This window comes from Xanthomonas phaseoli pv. dieffenbachiae (assembly GCF_008639345.1).
In the GTDB taxonomy this organism is placed as follows: domain Bacteria; phylum Pseudomonadota; class Gammaproteobacteria; order Xanthomonadales; family Xanthomonadaceae; genus Xanthomonas; species Xanthomonas phaseoli.
This window is the reverse complement of sequence record NZ_CP041380.1, coordinates 4,221,362-4,240,772: the sequence shown is the minus strand read 5'-3', so window position 1 is coordinate 4,240,772 and position 19,411 is coordinate 4,221,362. Positions and strand designations below refer to the sequence as shown.

Genomic DNA, 19,411 nt, shown 5'->3' with positions numbered 1-19,411 from the left:
GCCCGCCTGCGGCATCATGTCGCATCTCCCGCTTCCGGCCACCCCATGTCGTCGCTCCCGCCGCCACTGCCGCCGTTGTCGTCCGTGCCGTCCGCTGCACCGCCACCGCCCGCTGTCGTCAAGAAGCCGCTCAGCAGTGTGGCGATCGGGCTGATTGGCGTGGCGACGTGTGTGGTGCTGTTGGGGATGCTGGCGCTCGGTGCGCTCGTCTGGCTGATGTCGATCGGTTGGTCGTTGTTTGCCGATCAGGCGCGCAGTGCACTGCAGGCCGATGCGGTGGTGCAGGAACACATTGGGCACATCCGCGACATGCGGGTGGATCTGTATCGCACCAGTCTGGCACCGGGGAGCGATGAGTTCGTGTTCGATATGCAAGGCGATCGCGGCAGCGGGCGCGTGCACGCCACCTGGGTCAGCGACGGTGCCGAACGCGAGATCCTGAGTGCGGGCGTGCTCACGCTGCGCGATGGTACCGAGTACACATTGCCGGCCGAGACCGATGCGGAGGAGAGTGAGATGGACACCGACACCGACACCGACACCGACTTCAAGACCGAATCTGCCCAAACCCTGGAGCGATGAGCATGATCGACAATCCCGACAAACGCATCGCGCTGCTGATCGATGCGGACAATGCGCCGGCCGGCAAGATCGACGTGGTGCTGGCCGAAGTGGCGCGCTACGGCGTGGCCAACGTGCGCCGCGCCTACGGCAACTGGAAGAGCCCGCACCTGAAAGGCTGGGAGGCGGCATTGCACGACTACGCGATCCGCCCGATCCAGCAATTTGCCTACAGTTCCGGCAAGAACGCCTCGGACATGGCGATGGTGATCGATGCGATGGACCTGTTGTACGCACGCAATCTGGATGGATTTGCGATCGTCTCCAGCGATGCCGATTTCACGCCGCTGGTGATGCGCCTGCTGACCGACGGCATGAAGGTCTATGGCTTCGGCGAGAAGAAGACGCCGGCGCCGTTCGTCAATGCGTGCTCCAAGTTCACCTATGTCGAGGCGCTCGGGCAACAGGCGGCAGCCGCCAGCGAAACGGCTGCCGGTCGCAAGGACGCCACCGCATTACGTAGCGATACGCGTCTGGTCCAAATGCTGCGCAATGCGATCGTCAGCGCCTGCGAAGACGATGGCTGGGCGCTGCTGAGTGCAGTCGGCAAGCAGGTGGCCAACCAGGCCTCGTTCGATCCACGCAACTATGGCTATCGCAAACTCAGCGATCTGGTACGCGCGATCGGCTTGTTCGAGATCAAGCAGGACGAACAGGCGTTGTGGGTGCGCGACGCGCCCAAGGGTGGCCGCGCCAAACCGGCGCAGCCTGCCGCTGCCAAGCGCCCGGCACGCACGCCGGCCAAACCTGCAGCAGGGGGCTGAGCATGCCGCAGAACGCAAACCTGCCCGCCGCAGCGAAGCCCGCCATCACGATCTGGGGGCGGCACAATTCCAGCAATGTGCGCAAGGTGTTGTGGTGCGCCGAAGAAGCCGGAGTGGCCTACAGCTCGATCGAGGTGGGCGGCGCGTTCGGCGGCAACGACACGCCGGCCTATCGCGCAATGAATCCGAACGGCGTGGTGCCGACCTTACAGGATGGCGCGCTGGTGCTGTGGGAATCCAATGCGATCGTGCGCTATCTGGCCGCGCAATACGCGCCGGCGTTGTATCCGCATGCGCCGGCCGAGCGCGCGCTGGGCGACCGCTGGATGGATTGGACCACCTCCACTTTCGCCGGCGTGTTTCGCGACCTGTTCTGGGGCATTGTGCGCACGCCGCAGGCCGAGCGCGATCACGCACGCATTGCGGCGGCGTTGACCCAGTCGGGCGAGTTGCTCGCACGTGCCGATGCGGCATTGGCGCAGCAGCCGTACCTGTCCGGCGAGCAGTTCGCGATGGGCGATATACCACTGGGCAGCTTCATCTACGCGTGGTTCGAAATGCCGATCGAGCGCCCCGAATTGCCGCATCTGCAGGCCTGGTATGCGCGCCTGCGTGCGCGGCCGGCGTACCAGCGCGCGGTGATGACTGCGCTGACCTGAGTGCCGCGCCGTCGCTGAGTCAATGCGATTCATGACAGGCACCGCACGCGCTGCCGACCCGGCACGTTGCTGCAAGCCACTGGGCCTTGTACATCACCCAGACAGGTAGCCTGCGGTGTTGTAGGAGCGCGCCCGGGTGCGAGGGCATTCCCGTCGTGCCACATCGCGCCCGGGTGCGCTCCTACCAAAGATCACGCACGTGCGCTTCATGACCTGGGCACAGCGCGCGAACCTGGGTCTGGCTTCTGCTCCATGGTCGAGACGCCTTGCGCTAATACAGGTCGATCGGGTCCACATCCAGCGACCAGCGCACACGGCGGGCTTGCGGTAGCGCATAGATGGTCGGCAGTTGGGTGTCGAGCAGGCGATGCAATGCCGCGCGTTGTTGCGCCGACAACAGCAGCTGCGTGCGCTGGAAGCCGGCGCGGCGCGGCATCGGTGCCGGCATCGGGCCGTAGCATTCCACCGCGGCAAACGCCGGCGATTGCGTGCCGGGCTCGGCGCTGGTCAAACCGCGCACCGCCAGCAGGAATTGGTTGGCTGCGGCCACATCCTTGGCTTCGGCGCGGAACAAGGCCAGGTGAGCGAAGGGTGGGAATCCGGCCGCTTCGCGCTGCTGCAGTTCGGCGTCGGCAAAGGCGTGGTAGCCGCCATTGACCAGGGTCTGCAGCAAGGGGTGTTCGGGATGATGGGTCTGCAACCAGACTTCGCCCGGCCGGTCGGCACGCCCGGCGCGTCCGGCCACCTGGATCAACTGCTGGGCCAGTTTCTCCGCGGCGCGGAAGTCGGCCGAAAACAGGCCTTCGTCGATGCCGACCACCACCACCATGGTCAGCCGCGGCAGGTCGTGGCCCTTGGCCAGGATCTGCGTGCCCACCAGGATGCCGGCCTCGGTGCCGAGCCGGGCGAGCTGGGTTTCCAGTGCGTCGCGGCGCTGGGTGGTGCTGCGGTCGATGCGTACCACCGGGAAATCCGGGAAGGCCTCGGTCAGGCGTTCTTCCAGCCGCTCGGTGCCGATGCCCTGCGGCTGCAGCGCCAGGCTGGCGCAGGCCGGGCAGGCCAGCGGTGCAGGTTGGCGCGCGCCGCAATGGTGGCACTGCAGGCGGCGGCCGCCGGCATGCACGGTCATCGGCGTCTGGTGCAGCGGCGTGCTGCAGCGCTGGCAGGCGGCGGTCCAGCCGCAGTCGTGGCACAGCAGCACCGGTGCATAGCCGCGGCGGTTCTTGAACACCAGGACCTGTTCGCCACGCGCCAGGGTGGCGCCGATACCGGCCAGCACCTCGGGCGACAGGCCGTCCTTGAGCGGGCGCTTGCGCACGTCGAGCACCCGCACGCGCGGAGGACGCGCGTCGCCGGCGCGCCGCGACAGACGCAGATGCTGGTAGCGGCCGGAATAGGCGTTGTGCAGGCTTTCCAGCGAGGGCGTGGCGCTGCCCAGGATCACCGGCACATCCAGCGCCTTGCCGCGTACCAGGGCGAAATCGCGCGCGTGATAGCGGATGCCGTCCTGCTGCTTGTAGCTGCCGTCGTGCTCTTCGTCGATCACGATCAGGCCGGCGTTGGGCAGCGGGGTGAACACCGCCGAGCGGGTGCCGACGATCAGCTTGGCCTCGCCGCGCCAGGCCGCCGCCCACACCCGCGCGCGTTCGCCATCGGACAGGCCCGAGTGCAGCGCGTGCACCGGCACGCCCAGACGGCTACGGAAGCGGCCCAGGGTCTGCGGGGTCAGGCCGATCTCCGGCACCAGCACCAACGCCTGCTTGCCGGCAGCCAGGCAATCGGCGATCGCTTGCAGGTAGACCTCGGTCTTGCCGCTGCCGGTGACGCCGTCGAGCAGGTAGGTGGCAAAGCCGCTGTGCGCGCGGATCGCGGCGGCGGCCGCCTGCTGTTCGTCGTTGAGCGGCGGGCCGCTGCCGGGGCGCGGCGGGATGGCGTCGGCCGGCACCGCCACGCGCTGGGCGTAGTTGCGTTTGGCCAGGCTGCGCGCGGCCTGCCGCCACTGCGGCAGCAGCGGGTCCAACTGGTCTTCGCCCACTGCGCCGGTCAGCAGCAAGGCCGCCAGCAGGGCGGGGCGGCTGCCCGCACGCAGGCTGGCGGCACCGCTGCGACCGGCTTCGGTCAGCTGCCAGGCCCAGGCGTGCGTGTCGGCCAGCGGCTCGCCGCGGCGCAGCGGGGCGGGCAGGGCGCTGGCCTGGGCCTCGCCGAGCGGGGCGTGGGTGTAGCGGGCCAGCCAGTACAGCGAGCGCGCCAGTTCATCGACCAGCAGCGGGGCCTGGTCGCACCACGCCAGTGCCGGGCGCAAGCCGTCGGCCGCGGGCAGTTGCCCGATCTCCACCACGACCCCGACCAACTCGCGTGGCCCGAACGGCACCCGCACCCGGCAGCCGACCCGCGCCGGGTCGGTCAACGGCGCATCGGTCGGAGGCAGATAGTCGAACAACTGGGGCAGCGGCACCGGCAAGGCGACGCGCAGGGTGGCGACGGTCGAAGGCATCCGACCAGTCTACCCACCCTGTCCAGAGGCCGGCAGCCGCCTCCGAATCGGCCCGAATCCGCGTCGAGGCAGCGGCCGCGTTTCTGTGACGGAAGTGATAAATCCGACGTAAACCTATGTGAGGGTTAAGGAAACGGGTTTATCCACACTGGCTGTGGATAAACCTGTGAATTAGTGTCGTGCTCCACGCTGTGATGATGGATTCACTAGCCTCTGCAACCTCTTGGACATTTTTTAGCCAACATGCATAAGTCGATAAATTTCAATCACTTATGCGTGAAACGCGAATGCAACAAAGAAAAAACAATAGTTGACAGACGCCTGCGTATCGGCATGTCTGCCGCTGTGCACAACCCGCCGCGGCGGCCGGCACGGCCAGTGTGAAGGCGGAGCGGGGCCGGGCCGATCTGTCAAGCCATCGGTGGGGGGCAATCGCGTCGGTATCATGCCGGCCGATGCTGGAGTTCTCATGACCGTAGTCCCCGACGCCCCCGTGACCCCCGCTGCGCTAGCTGCCTTCTTGCGTGGTGTGGAACGCCGGGGTCTGGTGCTCGCACAATTGCAGTGCGGCGACGTGGCCGCCGCCGAGCGCGCACTCGCAGCGGCCTTGCGCGCCTTCAGCAGCCAGGCGGCAGGTCGGCCGATGGCAGGCTGGCCGATGCGCTTCTGGAGCCTGCTGGCCACCGCGCCACCGCTGCGGCGCGAGCCGATGCCGGGCACCTGGCTGCCCCCATTCACCGCCTTGGGCCGGATGCAGACTGCCGACCGCCTGGCGCTGCTGCTGCGGATCGTGGCCGGGCTGGAAGAAGGCGTGGCCAGCGAGGTGCAAGGCGTCGAAGCGGCGGACTACCGGCAAGCGCTGGCGCGTGCCTGCCCGCGCGATGCCGCCGGCAACCCGGATGCCCAGGCCTGGCGGGCCCTGGCCGAGGCGGCGCAAGTGGAACTGCGCGACCTGAGCCCGGCCCAGTTGACCCGGCTGGGCCAGCTCCGCGATTCGGCCCTGGCCGGAATGCCGCTGCATACTGCCGCGCCGGCCCAGTCGGCACCGGCGCCGCGTCGTCCGGCCGCCGCCCGCGCTCGGCGGCAATGGCGGTGGCCGCGGCTGGAGCGCCGCCACGCCCGCATGGCGCTGGGCGTGCTGGCGGTGGCATTGCTGCTGGCAGTGCTGGGCTGGTGGTGGACCCACCGCCGGCCCGCGCTTCCTCCCGAGCCTGTCTCGCAGGCGCCTGCCGGCGTGCTGCACGTGACCGACGCGGCGCCGGTACTGGTGGAAGAACTCCCGGCGTCCGACCTGCCGGATGCCGTGGCCACGCCGGGCCTGGATCCGCGCGACCAGGCGATGTTGGCCGACCCGGATCTGGAGCTGGCCCGCGCGGCGGACTTCTATGCCTGGTATGCCGCCGGCCACCCGGTGCCGGTCGATGAATCCGGTGCGCATGCCACCGCGGCCGAGCAGCCTTCCGCCCCTCTGGAGACGGTCGATGATGAAACCAACTGAGTGGTGCGGCTTGCTGCTCTGCGCGTTTGCCGGCGTCGCCGGCGCGCAGCGCTTGCCGACGCCGCTGGAAGAATCCGCCGCTGCTCCCGCCGCGTCCACCTCCGCTGCCGCAGCGCCGAATACAGCGCCGAGCGCCGCGCAGCAACGCGCACGCTGGGCGGCGATGACGCCTGCGCAGCAAGCCGAGCTGCGTGCCCGCTACGCCGCCTGGAAGGGGCTGACGGCCACCGACCGCGTGGTGTTACGGCAGGCACGCGAGCGGCTGCAAGCCTTGCCCGAAGATCAGCAACGCGCGTTGCGCACCCAGTTCGGCGCGATGGACCGCCTGCATCGCGACGGCTGGCGCCTGGGCTCGCAGGTGGGGGCGTTCTATGCCCAGTTGCAGCCGTTGATCGGCTACGTGCACCCCAACCAGCGCGAGGCCATGCTGGCCGCGCTGCGCAGCCTGGACGCCGGCCAGCTGGAGCAACTGGCAGTGCTGGCACAGCGCACCCCGCCCCAGGAGCGCGACGGCTTACGCGAGGCCTTCCTGGCCGAAGCGCCGGCCACCCGCAGCGCCTGGTTGAAGCGCCAGCTGGCGCGTTGATCGCTCGCCACCGGTTCGTCGCCGTCGGCGCGCGCCATACCTTCTTGGTGTTGCGCCGGTGACATCGGTTCAAGCGGCTGCTTCTTTCCATACTGCCGCTCCACACGCGCCGCACCCGGCTCCGGTATCGCTGCGTCGCGCTGCAATGCGGCTGTTCTCGCGCAAGCGTCTCTGCAATCGGCGCGTCAAAGTCGCGCCAGACTCGCCACCATCAACAGCGCCGCGGCCACGGTCACCAACACCAGGTACACCCCGCTCAGGCCGATGTACTTGAGCACGGTGACCAGCCAGGACTGCGCGTACACGCGCCGCTGCATCCATAGCAGATACACCGGCATCCACAGCGTCAGCCCGAACTGCACGACCCCGATACTCCAGGTGATCGGGCTGGCGATGTGCGCCAGCGCATCGCTGAGCAGCGACAACAGCAGTTGCGTCAGCAGGTTCAGGCACAGGAAGGCGTGGCTGTACAACGCCACCACCAGATGCTCCAGATACACCTGCCCGCTGCGCACGTAGAACACCCGCAACAGCAGCGCAAACAGCGGCACCAGCACCAGCAATGCAGACGGTACCGCTGCGAAGAACGCGTTGTAGAGCAGCTGCGGATCGCTGCGCAGCCGCGGCAGGTTGTCGCGGATATGGCGAAGCTGGGTATTGATCCAGCGGTTGGCGAACTGCGGTAGCGCCGCATAGTGCAGTGGGTTGCTCACCGGGTCCCACGGCTTGCCCATCACCGAAAAGAACGTGCTGTCGCTGTTTGCCTCTGCGGTGGGCACGGCGCTGGTCGGACGCGCGTCGGCTTGCAGCTGCGTCAGACGACGTTGCGCTTGCGCGTTGGCACGCGCGATGCCGGCGTCCATGCTGTCGCGTGCGATGCCGCTCGGCACGGCCGCGCGTGTCTGCGTCAGCGTCTCGACCAACTGCCTGCGTACCGCTTCCACCTGCGCCGGCGTGCGTGCATGTGCGAAATCCTTGGGAACCGTGGTCTGGCTGGTGCCGGGCGCAGCTGCGCTATCGCTGTCTGCGTCTGATGCATGCACGGCGATGCGCGCGATGAAGAACGTCAACAGGCTCAGGACCAGGAACAGCCGCATCGGCGCCACATAACGCACGCGTTGGCCGCCCAGGAAACGCTGCGCCACGCGTCCGGGCACCAGCAGATCGCGCAGGGTGCGGAAAATGCGCCCATCCAGATGCCAGAACGATTCGAAGACTTCTTCCACCGCATGGGCGACGCTGCGCACCGGGTTGTGCGCGCTTTGCCCGCAGGCGTGGCAATACGCCCCCTGCAAGGCAGTCGCGCAATTTTCGCAGGCCGTGGGATGGTGCGCGGTCGAATGCGGTGACATGAGCCAGTTCCGGTTGGCGAGTCGGGGAAGGCGCGTTGCCGTCGACCCGATCCCGAAAGAACGGCGTTTGGCGCACGCGTGCAACGGTGTCCCGCGCCGGCCCGGTTGTGCAGCAGCCTTCGCGTTTTGCCCGCGCGCAGTCGCGCAGCGGGCTCTACCCAGCTGCGCGGCAAGGCCGCAGTCGGAAAGTAGGCGTAAGATAGCCGGCCCGCGCGACCCGGTGCCAGCGCCTCCCGGCACGGCCGTAGTCCGCGCAGCGATCGGTTGTCATGTCTGTTTCTTCTGCACCCCCGTCCGCGACGCCAGGCTTCGCCTCGGAAGTGCGCACCACCGGCCTGCTTGCGTTGCCGCTGGTGCTCGGCCACGTTTCCACCGGCCTGATCGGTTTTGTCGACAACGTCATCGCCGGCCACCACGGCACCGCCACGCTGGCTGCGGTCACCATCGGCACCTCGCTGCTGTGGCTGCCGATGCTGGTGCCGATCGGCACCTTGATCTCGTTGACTGCCTCGGTCTCGCAATTGCTCGGCGCCGGCCGCGAGCGCGAGATCGGGCCGCTGTTCCGGCAGGCGCTGTGGCTGTCGCTGGGGTTGAGTGCGCTGATGTTCGTGTTCTTGAGCGTGGTGCCGCCGTTGCTGCCCACCTTCGGGATCGCAGCGGACATCGTGCCCGGCGCCACCGCGTTCCTGCATGCGGTGCGCTGGGGCGTGCCGGCGCTGACCTTCTACTTCTGCATGCGCTACCTCAGCGAGGGCATGCACTGGACGCTGCCCACCATGCTGCTGGGCTTTGGCGGTTTGCTGGTGCTGGCACCCGTGGGTTATGCGCTGACCTATGGCAAGTTCGGCTTCGCCGAGCACGGTGCCGAAGGGCTGGGCATGGCCTCGGCCATCACCATGTGGGTGCAGGCAAGCGTATTTGCGCTGTATCTGTGGCGCGCGCGGCGGTTTGCGCATCTGCAATTGTTCGCCCACCTGGAAGGACCGCGCTGGCGCGCCATCGGCGAGTTGCTACGCACCGGCTTGCCGATCGGCATCACCGTGCTGATGGAAGGCGGGTTGTTCATCGTCACGGCGTTGTTGATCGGCCGGCTGGGCTCCACCGAAGCGGCGGCGCACCAGATTGCGATCAACGTCGCGCAACTGTGTTTCATGATCCCGATGGGCGTGGCCGAGGCCACTACCGTGCGCGTAGGCCACGCAGTGGGCCGCGGCGACCCGCTGGCGATGCGGCGCGCTGCCTGGGCCGGCTATGCCATCGTGCTGGGCACGCAGGCGTTCTCGGCCAGCGCGCTGCTGCTGGGCCACGATGCCATCGTCGGGGTCTATACCGACGATGTGGCGGTGGCCGCGCTGGCGTCGGTGTTGCTGTTGTTTGCTGCCACGTTCCAGTTTCCCGACGGCATCCAGGTGCTCTCGGCCGGCGCGCTGCGCGGGCTCAAGGACACCCGCGTGCCGATGTTCCTGGCGATGTTTTCCTATTGGGGCGTGGGCATGCCGATCGGCGCCGGGCTCGGCCTGGGGCTGGGCTGGGGACCGAAGGGCATGTGGGTGGGCCTGATCCTGGGCCTGACGGTGGCGTCGATCCTGATGGGGCTGCGCTTCCGCCAGACTAGCCGGCGGCTGACCGCCACCGTGACACCCTGACTTCCAGCGCATGCCGCGCGCGCTGTGCAGCCGGTATGCTGGGCACCATCGATCTGTATGCAGCGTCTTTCGACGGAGCTTTCCATGAATCACCCCGTGCGTCGCAATCCCATCGCCAGCTTCTTCGTCGGCCTGTGGGATGTGATGAATTTCACCCGGCGCCTGATTTTCAACCTGGTGTTCTTCGGTTTCCTGTTCTTGCTGCTGCTGGTGTTCGTGGTGGCGCTGGCGCGCGGCGATGGCACCAAGCCGCTGGCCGAGCGCACCACCCTGGTGATCAACCCGGAAGGCACGCTGGTCGAACAATTCAGCGCCGACCCGGTCAGCCGGTCGCTGGCCAAGGCGGTCGGCGACAAGAGCGCCGAAGAAGTGCAGCTGCGCGACCTGGTGCGCGTGATCGAAGCGGCCGGCAAGGACCGCAAGATCGAGCGCGTGCTGTTGAACCTGGACAAGCTGCAGCCCTCCGGCTTCGCGTCCCAGCGCGAAGTGGCCGCCGCCTTGCAGAAATTGCGCGCTTCCGGCAAGCAGATCGTGGCCTTCAGCGAGAGCATGAGCCAGGGCCAGTACCTGCTCGCCGCACAGGCCAACGAGGTGTATCTGGACCCGATGGGCAGCGTGCTGCTGGAGGGCCTTGGACGCTATCGCCAGTACTTCCGCGAAGGCCTGCAGGACAAGCTTGGCGTGGACGTGCATCTGTTCCGCGTCGGCGAGTACAAGTCTGCCGCCGAGCCGTACATCCTGGACGCGGCCTCGGCCGATGCCAAGGAAGCGGATCTGTTCTGGATGAACGATGTGTGGCGGCGCTATCTGTCCGACGTGGGCACTGCGCGCAAGCTGAGCCCGGCGCAGCTGGCTGCCGGTATCGACACGCTGCCCGAAGGCGTGGCCGCCGCCGGTGGCGACCTGGCCAAGTTCGCGCTGCAACAGAAGCTGGTGGACGGGCTCAAGACGCGCGAAGAAGTCGATGCGCTGCTGGTCAAGCGCGGCGTCGCCGACAGCGATGCCGACAGCGGTTTCCGCAATATCGGCTTCAACGATTATCTGAGCCAGCTGCAGGCGCAGCGTTCGCCGATGGACAGCCGCCCGCAGGTGGCGGTGGTCGTGGCCGCGGGCGAGATCAGCGGTGGCGAACAGCCGGCCGGACGCATCGGTGGCGAGTCCACGGCGGCACTGCTGCGCCAGGCGCGCGACGACGATGAAGTGAAGGCGGTGGTGCTTCGCGTGGATTCGCCCGGTGGCGAAGTCTTCGCCTCCGAGCAGATCCGCCGCGAAGTGGTTGCGCTCAAGCAGGCCGGCAAGCCGGTGGTGGTGTCGATGGGCGACCTGGCCGCGTCCGGCGGTTACTGGATCAGCATGAACGCCGATCGCATCTACGCCGACCCGTCGACCATCAGCGGCTCCATCGGCATCTTCGGCATGGTGCCGAACCTGACCCGCGCGCTGGACAAGATCGGCGTGCACACCGACGGCGTGGCCACCACGCGGTTCGCCGGTGCGTTCGACATCACCCGTCCGCTGGATCCGGCCGCCGGCCAGGTCATCCAGGCAGTGATCAACAAGGGCTATGCCGATTTCACCGGCAAGGTGGCGCAGGCGCGTCACCAGTCGGTGGACGCGATCGACAAGGTGGCGCGTGGCCGTGTGTGGAGCGGCGCGCAGGCCAAGGAGCGCGGGTTGGTGGATGCGTTCGGCGGCATGTCCGAAGCGGTGGCCGATGCGGCCGACCGCGCCAAGCTGAGCCGCGGCAAGTTCCGCGTGCGCTACGTGGAAAAGCCGGCCACGCCGTTCTCGCAGTTCATGAGCGGATTTGCCGGCAGCCGCATGGGTGCCTGGATGCTGGGCGACTCGGGCATGGCGCGCGCGCTGCTGGCCCGCTCCTTGCCAGAAGTGGATACGCAGCTGCGCTTCGTCGAAAGCGCCGTGCACGACAGCAAGGCAGGCGGCACGCCGGTCAAGTCGCTGGCCTACTGCTTCTGCGGGTTCTGAGACATCGCGCTCAGTGCGCAATCGATGCATCGACAACGCCGGCCATGTGCCGGCGTTGTTGTATGTGCCGATGATGTGGTGGTTTGAGCGGCCGAACGAACGAGCAGACGGCAAGACTCATGGGGGGCCGTCGAGCGCGCAACGATCAGTTATTAGCCGTTAGCCGTTAGCCGTTAGCCATTCGCCATCGCGCATGTGGTCGTGCACGCAGTGGCAGCCTTGGCAGACATTCACCGGTGGATGTTGGCGCACCCGTGTGCTGGTTGGCGACAAATGCACGCGCTCCAGGACGCCAGTTCACCCGGTTGCCGAGGTTTCGCTACTGCGTGGCTGCATCGATCGCCTTGCGCTGATCGTCGGCCGCCTGGTCGGTTGCGGCCTGCACCGCGTGCGCCTTGTCCAAGGGTTGCTGGATGTGGTCGCGCAAAGCCGTGGCCTGCGGGTCGGGCTTCTGATCGGTGGGTGCGGGCTGCGGCCGCTGACAGGCGCCAAGCGACAACGCCAGACCAACTGCAAGCATGCAATGCATCTTCATCGTCGTGACCTCGCTTGGGGTGGCGTTATCCTAACGCCCGGGCCACGCATACGCGTCAACTGCGTTGCAGTGGCCGTTTCCTGTGCTTTGAAGAGGATCACCCACGTGACAACGCACCGTTGGCGGCTGGATGGACAGACTGCCCTCATCACTGGCGCCAGCGCCGGGATTGGTCTTGCCATCGCGCGCGAACTGCTTGGCTTCGGCGCCGACCTGCTGATGGTGGCGCGCGATGCCGATGCCCTGGCGCAGGCGCGCGATGAGCTTGCCGACGAGTTTCCCGAGCGCGAACTGCACGGGCTGGCCGCCGATGTCTCCGACGATGAAGAGCGCCGCGCCATTCTGGATTGGGTGGAAGACCATGCCGATGGCCTGCATCTGTTGATCAACAACGCCGGCGGCAACATCACCCGCGCCGCGATCGACTACACCGAGGACGAATGGCGCGGCATTTTCGAAAACAACGTGTTTTCTGCGTTCGAACTGTCGCGTTATGCGCATCCATTGCTGACGCAACATGCTGCTTCGGCAATCGTCAACGTCGGCAGCGTCTCGGGTATCACCCATGTGCGCAGCGGCGCGCCGTACGGCATGACCAAGGCGGCGCTGCATCAGATGACGCGTAATCTAGCCGCCGAATGGGCCGAGGATGGCATCCGCGTCAATGCGGTGGCGCCGTGGTACATCCGCACCCGCCGCACCTCCGGTCCGTTGTCCGATCCGGATTACTACGAGCAGGTCATCGAACGCACGCCGATGCGCCGCATTGGCGAACCAGAAGAAGTTGCCGCGGCGGTGGGTTTCTTGTGTCTGCCCGCTGCCAGTTACATCACCGGCGAATGCATCGCGGTAGACGGCGGCTTCTTGCGCTACGGGTTCTAGCGCAGGCAACCACTACCCGCCTGGTTCTCGATCGGATGTGCTTGGACGCGGAGCCGGCATGGCCATGCACCCGCCGGTGCTGCGCTTCTTCTTTCAGCTAATTGCGGTTGCCCGCCAACCGTACAGACCTATCGGCTCAATGACGCGACAGGCGTGCTCAGGGCGTGGCGGCCGGATTGGCGCAACGGCTCTCGTCCAGCACCCGGCGCATCTGCTCGTAGCGTTGTTTGCGTTCGGCCGACTGCGCTTCATCGGAAAAGCGCCAGGTGGATTCGGCCTGCTCGGCGCGTTTGCGCCAGGCCTCGCACAGGCTCTGGTCCGGCACTGGCGCGCAGCGGTCGGTGACCACCTCGCAGGCGCTGCCGCCCCCGGTGGCCGGCCCGCCGGCCAGGTTGGTGGTCTGCATCGGCAGGCAGCGCGTGGCCGGTTCGCGGTCTTCGGTGAAGTAACGCCCGTTGTCGTGTGCGGTGCACTCGAACAGCGGCGGCGGTGGCAGGGTCGACGTCGAGGTGACCGTCGGTGCTGGCGGTGCGGCGGGCGTGGCTGGTGCAGCGGGCGCCGACGCGGCCGCCTGCGCAGCAGTCCGTGGTTGCGCCGCTGGCATCGCAGGTGCAGGCGACGGGTTGCTAGCGCCGCCTGGCGCGAATGGCACCGCCGCCGGTGCGGTCATCAGCTTCTTCTGTTGTTGCATGCCCTTCGGGCACGGCATGTTCTGCACCGTCAGTGCGCCGGCCGGATCGGTACAGCGGTAAATGGCCACTTCCTGCGCGCCGGCCAGCGAGCCGAGCGCCATCATGCTGAGCGCCATTGCGCCGGACAGCGTGCGGCGCCTCATGCGCCGCCGCAGTCGCGTTGCTGGCGCGCCTCGATGCCGCGCTGTTCGCGGCTGAGATCCTCGCGCTCACTTTGCAGCGCGCTGTTGTAGCGGCGGATCAGCTCCCAACGGCGGTCGGCCAGCCGCGCGCAGACTTCCTGCGCGGGCAGGGCGTGGCATTCGTCGCGGATCTGCACGTTGCCGTACGGCACGATCACCGTGCCGCCATATCCGCAGCCGGTGTAACCGCCCTGATAACCGCCTTGGTAGGGATCTACACCGACGCTTGCGCTGCCGCGGATGCTGCCTCGTCCGGCGCCGCCCTGCACCGAGATCGCCGGACGCGGGCTTACCGAGATCGGGGGACGCTGGATGCCACCACCGCCGCGGACCGGGGGAGCAACGGTATTGCCCACATAGGCGGGCCCCCAGGTCGGCACCCAGCGCGGATTGCCTTCCGGGCTGTCGCTTGTGTAGCGGTTGCCGTCTTCGGTGGTGCACTCGTACATCGGCTGTGGCGGCTGCACGGTGACGATACGGACCTCATGCGTGGGCGCTGCGGCGACCGGTGCCGGCGGCTCCACGCGGGCCGGACGCGGCGGCGGGTCCTGCGGGCGTTGCAGATCCAGCACCTGCTGGCGACCGCTGCTGCAGGGGGCATCCTGCAGGGCGACGGTGCCGGTGCTGCTCACGCAGCGATAGACCCGTACATTCGGGTCGGGTTTGCTCGCGGGGGTGGCGGCCGACGCAGGCAGCGCCGCGGCCAGCAGCAGAAGAGTCAGGACGGTACGCATGGCCGCAGTGTGCGCGTCTGAGCGGCCGCCGCAAAGGGGGGGGCGGCTGAACAATGTGCAGGCTCGAGACGACAACGCGCCGGATGGCTGTGGCCTGCTGCCGACATGCCAGGCAGTCGTTAAGTAGGCCGCCGAGGGCCACGGCCCGGAACATTCGGCGCGGGACAGACGAATCGATGAACCCACCGCGCGCGCCTCATGGCTGCGCGGCCGTTTCTCGGCCGTACTCAGTCGCGCAGGATCTGCCCGCTGCGTGCGTCGCGGATCTGGGTCGGCTGCGCGAGGGCGCCAGTCTCGCCATCCACCACGCCATCGATCGTCGCCAGCAATGCCGGATCCAGGGCAGCGCGGCTGCGCGCTGGCGGCTCGCCGGCCAGGTTGGCGCTGGTCGACACCAGCGGCGCCGCCCAGGCCGCGCACAGCGCCGCCACCACGGGATGCGCGCTGATGCGTACCGCCAGCCCGTCATGCTCGCCGGTGACCCAGCGCGGCGCCCGATCGGTGATCGGCAGGATCCAGGTGTGCGGGCCGGGCCAGCTGGCCAGCACGTCCTGTCGGCGTGCCGGCTCCAGTGCGTCGATGTCGACCCAGTCGCGCAGTAGGTCCACGCTCGAGGCCACCACGATCACGCCCTTCTCCACCGGGCGCCGCTTGATCTCCAGCAGCCGCAGTACGGCCGCTTCCTGGCGCGGGTCGCATCCCAGTCCCCACACCGCTTCGGTCGGGTAGGCGATCACGCCGCCCTGCGTCATTGCGCTGACGGCGCGATCCAGGTCGAGTGTGTCGGTCATGCTGCGCCTCTCAGCCTGCGGCCTTGCTCACGGTTTTCTTGACCACGCGCTTGGCCGCCTTCTTGGCGGCGGTCTTCTTGGCAGGCGCCTTCTTCGCAGCGGTCTTGCTGGCTGCGGACGTGGTCGCGGTCTTCTTGACGGCAGGCTTCTTCGGCGCCGAATCCTTGACCGTCGTCTTCTTCAGGGTGGCCTTCTTGGCGCCGAAGCCCTTGCGCACCGGCTTGCCGGTGTCGGCCAGCAGCTGCTGTACTTCTTCGAACGTCAACGACGCCGGCTCACGATCCTTGGGGATCTTGCCATTGAGCTTACCGTCGCTGATGTACGGGCCGAAGCGTCCGTTGAGCACCTGGATGTCGCTGCCGTCGAATTCCTTGATCACCCGGTTGCGTGCGATCTCTTCCTTCTCTTCGATCAGGAACACCGCGCGCGCCAGATCGATGGTGTAGGGGTCGTCTTCCTTCTTCAGCGAGGCATAGGTGCTGCCACGGCGCGCGAACGGACCGAAACGGCCGATGCCCACGCTGACGTCCTGGTCCTTGTCCTGACCCAGCGCCCTCGGCATCTTGAACAGTTCCAGCGCATCTTCGATGGAGATCGAATAGATGCTCTGGCCCGGACGCAGCGACGCGAAGGTGGGCTTGTCCTCGTCTTCGACCGTGCCGATCTGCACCATCGGGCCGAAGCGGCCGATGCGCGCGCTGACTTCCTTGCCGCTTTTCGGGTCGGTACCGAGCACGCGCACGCTGCCGGCATCGGTCTTGTCCAGCGAGTCTTTCTTGTCTTCGACCAGTTCCTTGAACGGGCCCCAGAACTTCTCCATCAACGGGATCCACTCGGCTTCGCCACGCGACACCGCATCCAGGTCGTCTTCCAGATTGGCGGTGAAGTCGTAATCGACATAGCGGGTGAAATGCCCGGACAGGAACTTGGACACCGCCCGGCCGACGTCGGTGGGGCGGAAGCTGCGGCCTTCCATCTCGACGTATTTGCGGAACTGCAGGGTCTGGATGATCGAGGCATAGGTGGAGGGACGGCCGATGCCGTATTCCTCCAGCGCCTTGACCAGCGCCGCTTCGGTGAAGCGCGGCGGCGGCTGGGTGAAGTGCTGGTCGGTGACGATGCGGTCCAGCGGGACGTTGTCGCCGGCCTTCATCAGCGGCAGCTTGCGGCCTTCGTCTTCGTCCTCGCTGCTTTTGGTGTCCTTGCCTTCCTCGTAGACGGCCAGGAAACCCGGGACCACCACGGTGGTGCCGCTGGCGCGGAACACGTGCTCGCTGCCGGCCGACAGATCCACGCTGACGGTATTGAGCGTGGCCGGAATCATCTGGCAGGCCACCGCGCGGCGCCAGATCAACTCGTACAGGCGGCGCTCGTCCTCGGACAGGAAACGCGCCACCTGCGCCGGGGTACGCAGCGCGGAGGTCGGGCGTACCGCTTCGTGCGCTTCCTGCGCGTTCTTGGACTTGGTGGTGTAGGCGTTGGGCTGGTCGGGGAGCGAAGCGGTGCCGAAGTCGCGCGCGATCACGTCGCGGATTTCCGCCAGCGCGTCCTGCGACAGATTGACCGAGTCGGTACGCATGTAGCTGATCAGACCGACCGAGCCTTCGTCGCCCAGTGCCACGCCTTCGTACAACTTCTGCGCCACCTGCATGGTCTTGCGGGTGGTGAAGCCGAGCTTGCGCGAGGCCTCCTGCTGCAGCGTGGAGGTGGTGAACGGCGGGGCGGGGCGGCGCTTGCGCTCCTTGCTGGCCACGTCGGTGACATGCAGCACGCCTTGCGCGGCCTGCTGGATGCGCAGGCGCGCCGCCTCGGCGGTGTCGCCGTCGGTCACGGTGAACTGCTCGAACTTCTGGCCGTCCAGCTTGATCAGCCGCGCATTGAACGCCTGCGAGGGATGCCGGCAGTGCGCATCGATGGACCAGTATTCGCGCGGGATGAAGGCTTCGATCTCTTCTTCGCGCTCGACGATCATGCGCAGCGCCGGCGATTGCACGCGGCCAGCGGAAAGGCCGCGCTGCACCTTGCGCCACAGCACCGGCGAGAGGTTGAAGCCGACCAGGTAATCGAGCGCGCGGCGCGCCTGCTGCGCGTCCACCAGGTCGCCGGCGATCATGCGTGGCTTGGCCATCGCCTCCTTGATCGCGCGCGGGGTGATCTCGGTGAACACCACCCGCTGCATCGGCTTGTCCTTGAGCAGGCCGCGCTCTTTCAGGATCTCGGCGATGTGCCAGCTGATCGCCTCGCCCTCGCGGTCCGGGTCGGTCGCCAGAAAGATGTCGTCGGCACCTTTGGCGGCACGCGCTATGGCTTCGACGTGCTTCTCGTTCTTCTCGATCAGGTCGTACCGCATCGCAAAGCCGTTGTCCGGATCGACCGCGCCCTCCTTGGGGACCAGGTCACGCACGTGCCCATACGAGGCCAGGACGGTGAAGTCCTTGCCGAGGTATTTATTGATCGTCTTGGCCTTGGCGGGCGATTCGACGATGAGCAGGTGCTTGGGCATGGTGGCAACTTCTTGGGGCGGAGCCCGGGGGGCGGGTAGCGTGGCCTAATTGGCCGGTCGAGGGAAGCAGATCGACCGTTTCCCACGCGTTAACGCCCGGGAAGGGCTCCCGGGCGTTCAGTTCTCTTATTAGAAAGATCACGGCGGACGCCGCCGTGTCAAGCGGCCGGCGCCGCGAAGTGCTAGCGCTGGCTCATTCCGATCGCCGCCAGCATGAAGGCGACGGCCACCACCGACAGCACCAGGATCACCGCGTAAATCGCCAGGACCACGATGGACACGGTATCCAGACCCCTGGACTGCCGCTCCGGATGTGCGGTAAACGCCCAACGGTCCACGACCAGGGTGTCGCAGACCTTGTCGTGCGGGGCCTGCTTGCGCTCGGTCATGCCGGCCATGAAGGCCGCCACGATCACGCCGATGCCCAGGGTCAGCACGCTGATCAGCATATAGGCCAGATAGCGCAGCACATTGCGCCAGAACCCGACCCGGCCGCCGTTGCTGTCGGCCCGCACCAGCTTGATGCCGCAGGCGAGCTTGCCCAGGCTGGCCTGATGCCGGCTGGACTGCATCCAGGCGAAATACAGCGTCGGGATGGCCAGGCCGATTCCGTAGGACATCACCACGATGGCGATGCCGAGCGCACTGCCATCGTCCAGCGCCGAACCCGAATCGCCGCGCGTGATGACCAGCGCCACCACGAACACCAGCGGAATCACGATCAGGTACACCGCGAAGGTGGTGATCAGGCTATCGAGAATGCTGGCGGCCACGCGCCGCCACAGGCCGGCGTACACCACCGGCGCATCGTGCAGCGCGACGCTTGCCGCGGGGGCGGCGAGGGCCGGGGCATCCCAGGCGCTTGCAGCTGGCACGGTCGCCGCTGCCGGAATGGAATATGGTGGCGGCGACGTTGTGGTCGAGGTCGTGGTCGGGCTTGGCTCTGCCGCCAGCGGCGTGGTGGACCATGCCGACGTGTCTAATGAAGGGGATGGATCCTCTGGCCGGTGTAACGGGGCGATTGCCGGGTGGTGGTCGGCACCGTCGGCCGCGCCCGCATCGCGGGTGCTGGTGCTGGCGCTCGTACCGGCAATGCCGCCGTCGGCAGCTGACGGCTGCCAGCGCGATGTCGCAGCGGCGTGGTCGTCGGTCGGCAAGGGCGCGGTAGGCGACGCTGTAGCCGGCACGTTGGCGCCGGGAGACGCAGCCAACAATGGCGCATGGCTTGCCGCATCCGCCGCTATCGGCCCGCTGGCTTCCAGGGCCGCGGACGCCGTCGCGCTGTCGAAGCCCAGCTCGCCCTCGACCTCGTGCAGTGACACCCACTGCGCCAGACCTTCGCGCCAGACCAGGCTGGAACGGTCGATGATGCCCTGCGACAGGCGCGCGCGAAGCGTGTCCGTGTCCACCGGCCCCTGGCGCTGCCGCTGTGCGTCGGCGTAGTACCACTGCGTCATGTTGTCCCCTTAACGTGTAGCGATCGGCA

At 67.5% G+C, this 19,411-nt stretch carries 16 protein-coding genes; 8 read left to right on the top strand and 8 right to left on the bottom strand.

Annotation, left to right across the window (positions count from 1 at the left end; translation table 11 throughout):
• Positions 1 to 45 precede the first annotated feature (45 nt).
• Genes FLG15_RS18910 through FLG15_RS18900 form a run of 3 tightly spaced genes read left to right on the top strand, consistent with a single transcriptional unit; the run spans position 46 to position 2,044 of the window.
• Entirely contained in the window at positions 46 to 582 is a 537-nt protein-coding gene (locus tag FLG15_RS18910; protein ID WP_150147054.1) for a hypothetical protein, read from the top strand.
• Positions 579 to 1,385: an NYN domain-containing protein gene (locus FLG15_RS18905; protein ID WP_017157037.1), complete on the top strand. Its 807-nt coding sequence runs from the start codon at positions 579 to 581 to the stop codon at positions 1,383 to 1,385. The genes FLG15_RS18910 and FLG15_RS18905 overlap by 4 nt, the downstream gene beginning before the upstream one ends.
• Positions 1,386 to 1,387: 2 nt before the next feature.
• The gene (locus FLG15_RS18900) at positions 1,388 to 2,044 is read left to right on the top strand and encodes a glutathione S-transferase family protein (protein ID WP_057677463.1); all 657 of its coding nucleotides are present in this window, start codon (positions 1,388 to 1,390) and stop codon (positions 2,042 to 2,044) included.
• Between the two features lie 271 nt (positions 2,045 to 2,315).
• Here FLG15_RS18900 and FLG15_RS18895 read toward each other — a convergent pair whose 3' ends face one another.
• A complete protein-coding gene (locus FLG15_RS18895) occupies positions 2,316 to 4,538 on the bottom strand; it encodes a primosomal protein N' (RefSeq protein ID WP_057677462.1) in 2,223 nt (740 codons plus the stop codon).
• A 469-nt stretch (positions 4,539 to 5,007) separates the two neighbouring features.
• Between FLG15_RS18895 and FLG15_RS18890 the strand changes: the two genes are divergently transcribed.
• A complete protein-coding gene (locus FLG15_RS18890; RefSeq protein WP_150147051.1) occupies positions 5,008 to 6,036 on the top strand; it encodes a hypothetical protein in 1,029 nt (342 codons plus the stop codon).
• A complete protein-coding gene (locus FLG15_RS18885; RefSeq protein ID WP_057677460.1) occupies positions 6,020 to 6,622 on the top strand; it encodes a DUF3106 domain-containing protein in 603 nt (200 codons plus the stop codon). The genes FLG15_RS18890 and FLG15_RS18885 overlap by 17 nt, the downstream gene beginning before the upstream one ends.
• Positions 6,623 to 6,807: 185 nt before the next feature.
• Here the strand turns inward: FLG15_RS18885 and FLG15_RS18880 are convergent, their stop codons facing one another.
• A complete protein-coding gene (locus tag FLG15_RS18880; protein WP_057677459.1) occupies positions 6,808 to 8,058 on the bottom strand; it encodes a DUF3667 domain-containing protein in 1,251 nt (416 codons plus the stop codon).
• Between the two features lie 185 nt (positions 8,059 to 8,243).
• Here FLG15_RS18880 and FLG15_RS18875 point away from each other — a divergent pair, with 185 nt between their 5' ends.
• Entirely contained in the window at positions 8,244 to 9,620 is a 1,377-nt protein-coding gene (locus tag FLG15_RS18875) for an MATE family efflux transporter (RefSeq protein ID WP_057677458.1), read from the top strand.
• Between the two features lie 84 nt (positions 9,621 to 9,704).
• The gene (gene sppA, locus FLG15_RS18870; RefSeq protein ID WP_057677457.1) at positions 9,705 to 11,606 is read left to right on the top strand and encodes a signal peptide peptidase SppA; all 1,902 of its coding nucleotides are present in this window, start codon (positions 9,705 to 9,707) and stop codon (positions 11,604 to 11,606) included.
• 319 nt (positions 11,607 to 11,925) lie between these two features.
• On the opposite strand, the gene FLG15_RS18865 is transcribed toward sppA, so the two are convergent.
• Positions 11,926 to 12,141: a hypothetical protein gene (locus FLG15_RS18865; RefSeq protein ID WP_039568690.1), complete on the bottom strand. Its 216-nt coding sequence runs from the start codon at positions 12,139 to 12,141 to the stop codon at positions 11,926 to 11,928.
• Between the two features lie 105 nt (positions 12,142 to 12,246).
• Here FLG15_RS18865 and FLG15_RS18860 point away from each other — a divergent pair, with 105 nt between their 5' ends.
• Positions 12,247 to 13,023, top strand: coding sequence for an SDR family oxidoreductase (locus FLG15_RS18860; RefSeq protein ID WP_057677456.1), 777 nt, complete (start codon positions 12,247 to 12,249; stop codon positions 13,021 to 13,023).
• 157 nt (positions 13,024 to 13,180) lie between these two features.
• Here the strand turns inward: FLG15_RS18860 and FLG15_RS18855 are convergent, their stop codons facing one another.
• The 5 genes from FLG15_RS18855 to FLG15_RS18835 form a co-directional block, all read right to left on the bottom strand.
• The gene (locus FLG15_RS18855) at positions 13,181 to 13,831 is read right to left on the bottom strand and encodes a DUF4124 domain-containing protein (RefSeq protein WP_061112136.1); all 651 of its coding nucleotides are present in this window, start codon (positions 13,829 to 13,831) and stop codon (positions 13,181 to 13,183) included.
• Positions 13,832 to 13,854: 23 nt separating this feature from the next.
• Positions 13,855 to 14,631, bottom strand: a complete 777-nt coding sequence (locus FLG15_RS18850) for a DUF4124 domain-containing protein (protein ID WP_150147048.1) — start codon at positions 14,629 to 14,631, stop codon at positions 13,855 to 13,857.
• Between the two features lie 227 nt (positions 14,632 to 14,858).
• Positions 14,859 to 15,422, bottom strand: a complete 564-nt coding sequence (gene tsaC / locus FLG15_RS18845) for an L-threonylcarbamoyladenylate synthase type 1 TsaC (RefSeq protein WP_057677453.1) — start codon at positions 15,420 to 15,422, stop codon at positions 14,859 to 14,861.
• A gap of 10 nt (positions 15,423 to 15,432) precedes the next feature.
• On the bottom strand, positions 15,433 to 17,925 hold the full coding sequence (locus FLG15_RS18840; protein ID WP_057677452.1) for a DNA topoisomerase I: 2,493 nt from the start codon (positions 17,923 to 17,925) through the stop codon (positions 15,433 to 15,435).
• A gap of 182 nt (positions 17,926 to 18,107) precedes the next feature.
• Positions 18,108 to 19,382, bottom strand: a complete 1,275-nt coding sequence (locus FLG15_RS18835; RefSeq protein ID WP_150147044.1) for an RDD family protein — start codon at positions 19,380 to 19,382, stop codon at positions 18,108 to 18,110.
• Between the last annotated feature and the right edge of the window lie 29 nt (positions 19,383 to 19,411).